This window comes from Paenibacillus rhizoplanae (assembly GCF_042684125.1).
Lineage (GTDB): Bacteria > Bacillota > Bacilli > Paenibacillales > Paenibacillaceae > Paenibacillus_AQ > Paenibacillus_AQ rhizoplanae.
In genome coordinates, this window is record NZ_JBHUKY010000022.1 from 192,352 (window position 1) to 199,115 (window position 6,764).

Below are 6,764 nucleotides of genomic sequence, written 5' to 3' on the forward strand. Positions count from 1 at the left end.
CCATTTTCTCTCACTGCATCGGCGAAACCTGCTCTATAATGGAAGCGTTACCAAAGTATGTTTGGGGAGGTAAGGATCATGAGTCGAAAACGTATCCGAAGACTAGGAATACTCGTCCTGCTGACAGCGATGTCAGGCTCTTTGTTTAACGTTGCTCCCGCTGTAACCCATGCCGCAGCCAGTGAAGACTACAGCTGGAACAGTGTGGCTACCGGTGCGGGCGGCGGTTTTGTGCCGGGGATTATTTTCAACCAGACGGAACCGAATCTGATCTATGCACGGACAGATATTGGCGGGGCTTACCGCTGGAACGAGGCGAACGGGAGCTGGATTCCGCTGAATGACTCGGTCGGCTGGGCGGACTGGAACAAGAATGGTGTCGATGCGCTGGCTACCGATCCGGTTGATCCGGACAAGGTGTATATGGCAACCGGGACGTACACGAATTCCTGGGATGGTAATGGTCAAATTATGCGTTCCAGCGACCGTGGGGATACCTGGCAGTCTACGGCGCTTCCGTTCAAGGTTGGCGGCAATATGCCTGGACGTTCAGCCGGGGAACGGCTGGTGATTGACCCGAATAAGAACAGTATCCTGTTCTTCGGGGCGCGGAGCGGGAACGGTCTGTGGAGAAGCGCGGATTCCGGGGTGACCTGGTCCAAGGTTACCTCCTTCACTAACGTAGGGACGTATGTCCAGAATCCGGGGAATGAGTATCAGAGTGATATCGTGGGCTTGTCCTGGATTACTTTTGATAAAAGCACGGGCGCTGCCGGACAAGCTACCCAGACGATCTATGTCGGAGTCGCGGATACCGCCAAAAGTGTGTTCCGCAGCACGGATGGAGGAGCAACCTGGTCGGCGCTGCCGGGGCAGCCGGTAGGCCTGCTTCCGCATCATGGGGAGCTGTCGGCAACCGGCGATCTGTACCTTACCTACAGTGACGGGGTCGGGCCGTATGACGGACGCAAGGGTGAGGTCTGGAAATACAACACAACCAGCGGCGTCTGGAAAAACATCAGCCCGTCGACCGGAGCTGACAACTTCTACGGCTTCGGGGGGCTTGCGCTAGATGCCCAGCATCCGAATACGCTTATGGTCGCCAGCCTCAATGCCTGGTGGCCGGACGAGGTGATCTTCCGCAGCAAGGATGGCGGGGAGACCTGGAGCCGGATCTGGGATTGGGGCAGCTACCCGGAACGTAACTACAAGTTCGAGATGGATATCACAGCGGCTCCGTGGCTTAATCTTGGGCTGACTTCGAGCTCGCTTGATCCTGCACCGAAGATGGGCTGGATGATGGGGGACCTTGAGATTGACCCGTTCAACTCGAACCGGATGATGTACGGCACAGGTGCTACGATCTACGGTACGAATAACTTGGGAGCCTGGGACACAGGCGGCAAGGTCAAGATATCCGTGATGGCCAAAGGGGTAGAAGAGACCGCAGTGCTTGGTCTGATCAGCCCGCCAGCGGGTGCCCATCTGATTACCGCGCTTGGCGATGTGTCCGGCTTCCGGTATGAGGATCTAACAGCGGCACCAGTCAAGTTCCAGACCAGCCCTTCCTGGTCCAGCACGAACAGTATCGATTATGCGGAGCTGGACCCGGCCTATGTTGTCCGTGTCGGCGGTATGGACAAAGAGAAATATCCGAACGGTAAGTCGATTGGGATCTCGAATGACAACGGAAAAAACTGGTACATGCCGAATGCAGAACCCTCCAAAGGAGGCAGTACCACGGTAGGGCAGGGGCAGGTAGCTGTATCTGCCAGTGGGAATGCGCTTCTGTGGAGCACCTCGGATATCGGGGTCTTTTACTCCAAGTCAGGCGGCAACTCCTGGACAGCGAGCAGCGGAATTCCTGCCGGAGCGAAGATAGCATCCGACCGGGTGAATCCGAATAAATTCTATGGCTTCTATGAGGGCAAGCTCTATGTCAGTACAGATAGCGGAGCCACCTTCACAGCTACGGCTGCGACCGGCTTGCCAGCCAATAACGTGAACGGCCTGCAGCCGAGCCAGGCGCAAGTGAGCCTGAAGGCCATGCCGGGTGTGGAAGGCGATATCTGGTTTGCTGGCGGACATCCGCAGGATAAGTACGGCATATGGCATTCTACCAACTCAGGTGCCAGCTTCACGAAGCTGAGCAATGTGGAAGAAGCTGATCTGATCGGATTCGGTAAGGCCGCGCCGGGTGAGAATTATATGGCACTATATACGGTAGCCCAGATTGATGGCGTTAGAGGAGTCTTCCGTTCGGATGACGCCGGTGCCAGCTGGGTGCGGATTAATGATGATAATCATCAGTATGCTAGAATCAATATGGCGATTACAGGAGATCCGCGCGTCTACGGCCGTGTCTATCTCGGGACCAATGGCCGCGGGACCTTATATGCTGATCCGGTGAACCCTCCGGCAGCTGGCTCTGTCATCACGCCGGTCACTGCCAGCTTCGATAAGAAGACGGGGAATCAGAGCGACATTGAAGTAACGATGACCTTGAATGGGAATACCCTGGATTCCATTACCAATGGGGCTGTGGCGTTAACGGCAGGAACAGATTATACAGTCAGCGGTTCAACGGTGACGATTCACAAGGCTTATCTGGCGGCACAGCCGGTCGGAGCAACAACACTAAGCTTCCATTTCAGTGCCGGAGCTGCGAAGACCTTAACGGTTACGGTGGCGGATACGACAACAACGGCTAATGATTCAACCATCACACCGGTCACGGCCAGCTTCGACAAGAAGACGGGGAACCAGAGCGACATCGAAGTGACGATGACCTTGAACGGGAATACTTTAGCTTCTATTAAAAATGGTTCGGCGGCGTTAACCGCCGGAACGGATTATACGGTGAGCGGATCGGCTGTGACGATCCACAAGGCGTATCTGGCAGCACAGGCTGTGGGAACAACCACGCTGAGCTTCCAGTTCAGTGCAGGCGCACCGCAGAGCCTGGCGGTCACGGTGACAGATACGACAGCGCCGGTGGACGGCGGTCTGAAGGTCCAGATGTTCAATAGCAGCACGGCTAATGATGTCAATGCCCTCAGCCCGCGGATCAAGCTGGTGAATACCGGCACAGCGGCAGTCTCCCTCTCTGATGTGAAGCTCAGATATTATTACACCAGTGATGGCGAGCAGGCCCAGAATTTCTTCTGTGACTGGTCCCAGGTAGGAAGCGCCAATGTTACAGGGACGTTCGTGAAGCTTCCGTCAGCCTTGAGCGGATCGGATCATTACCTGGAGCTGGGCTTCACAGCAGCAGCAGGCTCGCTTGCTCCGGGAGCCAGTATCGATATCCAGATGCGGGCCTCCAAGGCAGATTGGAGCAATTACTCCCAGACCGGCGATTTTTCCTTCAATCCAGCGGGCACTGCTCCTGCGGATTGGGCCAAGCTTCCGGCTTACATCTCCGGCAGTCTGGTATGGGGGATTGAGCCTTTGTAAGCTGTAAATCATCTCCGGGCAGTTTCCGGCAGCAGCAGAATCACCGGTTGCACATGACGAAACTCATGGGCAGCCGGTTTTTGATATGTCAGGATGTAATAAATTGCATATCAAGGGAACCTTCCGCCGGCAGCGGACCAATATAGAGTGTAAGCAATATAGAGAGGGGAGAGGAAGATGACAGAAGAAGAGCTTCGGGATTGTCTGCAAAGGCTGGAACAAGGAGATAAAGAAGCATTCACCTTACTACATAATACCATTAGGCAGCAGGTATACGGGACGGTCTGTCTGCTGCTTAACCGTCAGGCGGATGTGGCCGATGTAGTCAATGAAATCTACATCGAACTGTTCCGCAGTCTGTCGAAGTATGATGGCAAGCGGCCATTCGGGGCATGGTTGAACGGAATGATTGTGAGACAATGCAGCAATTGGAAGCGGAGGAGTTGGCGCAGGCTGCGGCTCATGAACCGCAGCCGGGAGCATGCAGCTGAGAGTCTGTATCCGGGGGCGGACGCGCAGCTTCTGGTCCAGGAACAGCAGGGAGAGCTGATGCAGCTGGTCAGCGGACTGCCACCTAAGCTCCGTAGCGTAATTGTCCTGCGTTACTATGGGGAATGCAGCTATGACGAGATTGCCACTGCCCTGGACATACCGCTGGGAACCGCCAAATCCAGGCACCATAAGGCGCTGCGTAAGCTGCGGCAGCAAGCGGATTTTATGGAGGAAGAGGAGATGAAGGGGGAATGGACATGTCTGCCGAAAGTCAACTGAAACAGAAGGTCAACAGGTATAAACAACATACAACGATGCCGGAGCCGCTGGAGCAGCGGTTAGCAGCGAGCTTTGAGCAATTCCATCAGCCGCAACAGAGAGGAAATACTCTTACGGGGAGGCCCGTGCGCGTGCGCGGGACAGCGAGGATCGCCCTGGTACTCTGCGGACTGATGCTATTCGGCGGCGTGGTCTATGGTGCGGAGCGGCTATGGCAGGTTACCTATGGAGCCACCAGGCTGGAAGTGAACATTCAGCAGGAAGGGAATGAATCTGCAGCCTTTGGCAACAATACCCGGCGGATGATTGCGGATATTCAGTCTCAACTTGGAGTGAATGAATCGGCTATGCTGTTAATTGCCAGGCCAAACGGAATGAAAGAGCTCCGTATGATTAACCGTCCGCAGATATTCAAGGATATCGAGAGCTGGAGGAAGGCTATAGAGCCTGTCGCTGGTAAGCTGAGCGTGCCGGGCAGATTGCCGGAAGGATATCATTTTGCCGAAGGAAGATCCGACAGTAAGGTGGGCATTACTGATGATTCCTGGGTTAAAAAATACACCAATGTTCTAACCAAACGGCTGAAGCCCGGTGAGCATTATGCCTGGATCAAGAGCTTCAATGTACCCAACCAGCTGGCCGGGACTGTAAGTCCTGAGCTGGTATATCAAGGTCCTAAGGGAGAGAATGATTTCATCTCCGTTACCTATTCCCCGCTTACTCCGTGGGCACAGCTAATGTCTGATGTTTGGGCGGATACAAAGGTTGAGCATCTGAAGGTAGGTTCTGAAGAGGCCTTGTATGTGGAGATTCACCAAGCATATGAGAATAACAGCAATGGCTATTATGCTTACATCCGCTGGATTGAGCTGCGGGAGAACGAGGAGAGAAATATAATGCATGAGGTAGGGACCGGATCGGCTGAAGTCACCAGAGAGATGCTGCTACAAGTGGCTGAAGGCCTGCGTTAACCTAGAGCGGCGCTAAGTCCCCGCAACACATATAAACCTCTATTGTTGATCAGTACATCAACAATAGAGGTTTATATGGTTACCACTATACCCATGTTAGTCTCAGACTCCTTATCCTATCCTTTGTACTCAGCCGGGTAGAAATGGTCCGAGGCGGCAGTGTATTTGCCTATCCTGCACATTCAAACTGCTCAAAACTGATCCGCTTACCACGATAGGATGGGGCCTAAGAAGCCAGTGAGCTTTAAGAAGCTCATACCGTTTCGTGCAGGGACTCACTTAAGGCGGGAATGCCAGGATCAAAGATATAGTCTCAGTCACAAGGAGGAGCGCTGCTTAAGATTAACTGCCAGAGATTCTGCCCTGGCCTATGTTCTTACTGCAGTGTCTGTTTCCTTAAGCTGATACCTGAATTATACCGTCCGTGCGGAGAATAGTAAAAATCCGAAATTTTTAAATATTCCCTTTCTATTTGAGGAATGGTCTTGTAAGCACTGTTATTCTGTATTTTACGTAGAATCTGATGAATTCAAATTCCACAGCCTTTGCTGTATAATGGAAAGAATGGTTTCAATGCTTCGTACACTCCGGCAGCCTTGCCTGGAGGGAAAGGACACAGAAATGAGCTTGTATGGAATTAATCTTGAGGAACTCGGCAGCGGGCTGCTGAAGTCCTTTTTGGAGGAGAATTATATATGTGCGGGCTATCCCGGCACGGGTGATCTGGAGCAGCACAGCAGAGAAGAGATCAGCAGCAAGCTGGCTGCTGCCGGCTATCACGGGCAGGAGCTGGAGGGGGCAACCCATACCCTGGATATCTTCGTCAATGCGATGCAGGATGGGGATTATGTGCTGATCGCCGATGAAGAGTGGGTGTACCTCGGGGACCTTGGCGATTACTTCTATGATACCCGGCACAGCGGGACAGAGGATAGCACAGCCCACCGGCGCGGAGTTACCTGGCTGAAGAGTCTGCCTCTCGCTGCAGTTAATCCGTCTGTAACAGAGCTGCTTGCCTCTGACAGCAGAATAACTGTCTATTCAGGAGTGCTGCCCGCAGCCCGAATCGATCTGTGGCTTGGGGATCAGACAGGGGATGGCGGAAGTGCCGCCGGGGCCTGTTCAGTTCAGGTGGACGAAGCTACAATAGCGCACGCGCTGGCTATCCTGAAGGCGGCTCTGCATAGCACGGATGTGGAACGGCAGGAGCGTGCGGCTGTGGCGATTTTGCAGTATGCCAGGTGAGTATGGATGAGAATACGGCAGGATGATATACAAAAAAAGGGGTCTTTCGGTGTAGTAGCCGGAAGACCCTTTTTAAAATATTAAAATTTATATGCTTCACGTTATAAATTATCCTTATACTAAAAGGGTAATTTTTTTGCTTTTTCAAAAAGAATTTAGATCCAATTCCCGCTTAAACAGCGGAGAGAACGGACTGATTGTGGAAAAGCGGTAGCGTTCGCCTTGGTCTCCGGATTTTCACCGCTAAGGGGAATGAAAAAAATCTGGAGAGCACAGTTATTATGAACGAGACAGACTCCCCGTAATTGCAACTTCTTAGGT

General features: G+C 53.1%; 4 protein-coding genes. All 4 read left to right on the forward strand.

The window, feature by feature from the left end; genetic code table 11:
• The first annotated feature begins 78 nt into the window (after window positions 1-78).
• The 4 genes from ACFSX3_RS13195 to ACFSX3_RS13210 all read left to right on the forward strand — a co-directional run bounded on the left by ACFSX3_RS13195 (window position 79) and on the right by ACFSX3_RS13210 (window position 6,443).
• Complete coding sequence (locus tag ACFSX3_RS13195; RefSeq protein ID WP_209992234.1) at window positions 79-3,456, forward strand: X2-like carbohydrate binding domain-containing protein; 3,378 nt, start codon at window positions 79-81, stop codon at window positions 3,454-3,456.
• 177 nt (window positions 3,457-3,633) lie between these two features.
• Window positions 3,634-4,227, forward strand: coding sequence for a sigma-70 family RNA polymerase sigma factor (locus ACFSX3_RS13200; RefSeq protein ID WP_209992233.1), 594 nt, complete (start codon window positions 3,634-3,636; stop codon window positions 4,225-4,227).
• A complete protein-coding gene (locus tag ACFSX3_RS13205; protein WP_209992232.1) occupies window positions 4,206-5,198 on the forward strand; it encodes a hypothetical protein in 993 nt (330 codons plus the stop codon). The genes ACFSX3_RS13200 and ACFSX3_RS13205 overlap by 22 nt, the downstream gene beginning before the upstream one ends.
• Before the next feature lie 621 nt (window positions 5,199-5,819).
• Window positions 5,820-6,443: a hypothetical protein gene (locus tag ACFSX3_RS13210; protein ID WP_379256709.1), complete on the forward strand. Its 624-nt coding sequence runs from the start codon at window positions 5,820-5,822 to the stop codon at window positions 6,441-6,443.
• Window positions 6,444-6,764 lie beyond the last annotated feature (321 nt).

What these genes read in the sequence shown, in the direction of transcription:
- ACFSX3_RS13200 (WP_209992233.1), top strand. Translation starts at nt 3,634, where the DNA reads ATGACAGAAGAAGAGCTTCGGGATTGTCTGCAAAGGCTGGAACAAGGA.
- ACFSX3_RS13195 (WP_209992234.1), top strand. Translation starts at nt 79, where the DNA reads ATGAGTCGAAAACGTATCCGAAGACTAGGAATACTCGTCCTGCTGACA.
- ACFSX3_RS13210 (WP_379256709.1), top strand. Translation starts at nt 5,820, where the DNA reads ATGAGCTTGTATGGAATTAATCTTGAGGAACTCGGCAGCGGGCTGCTG.
- ACFSX3_RS13205 (WP_209992232.1), top strand. Translation starts at nt 4,206, where the DNA reads ATGTCTGCCGAAAGTCAACTGAAACAGAAGGTCAACAGGTATAAACAA.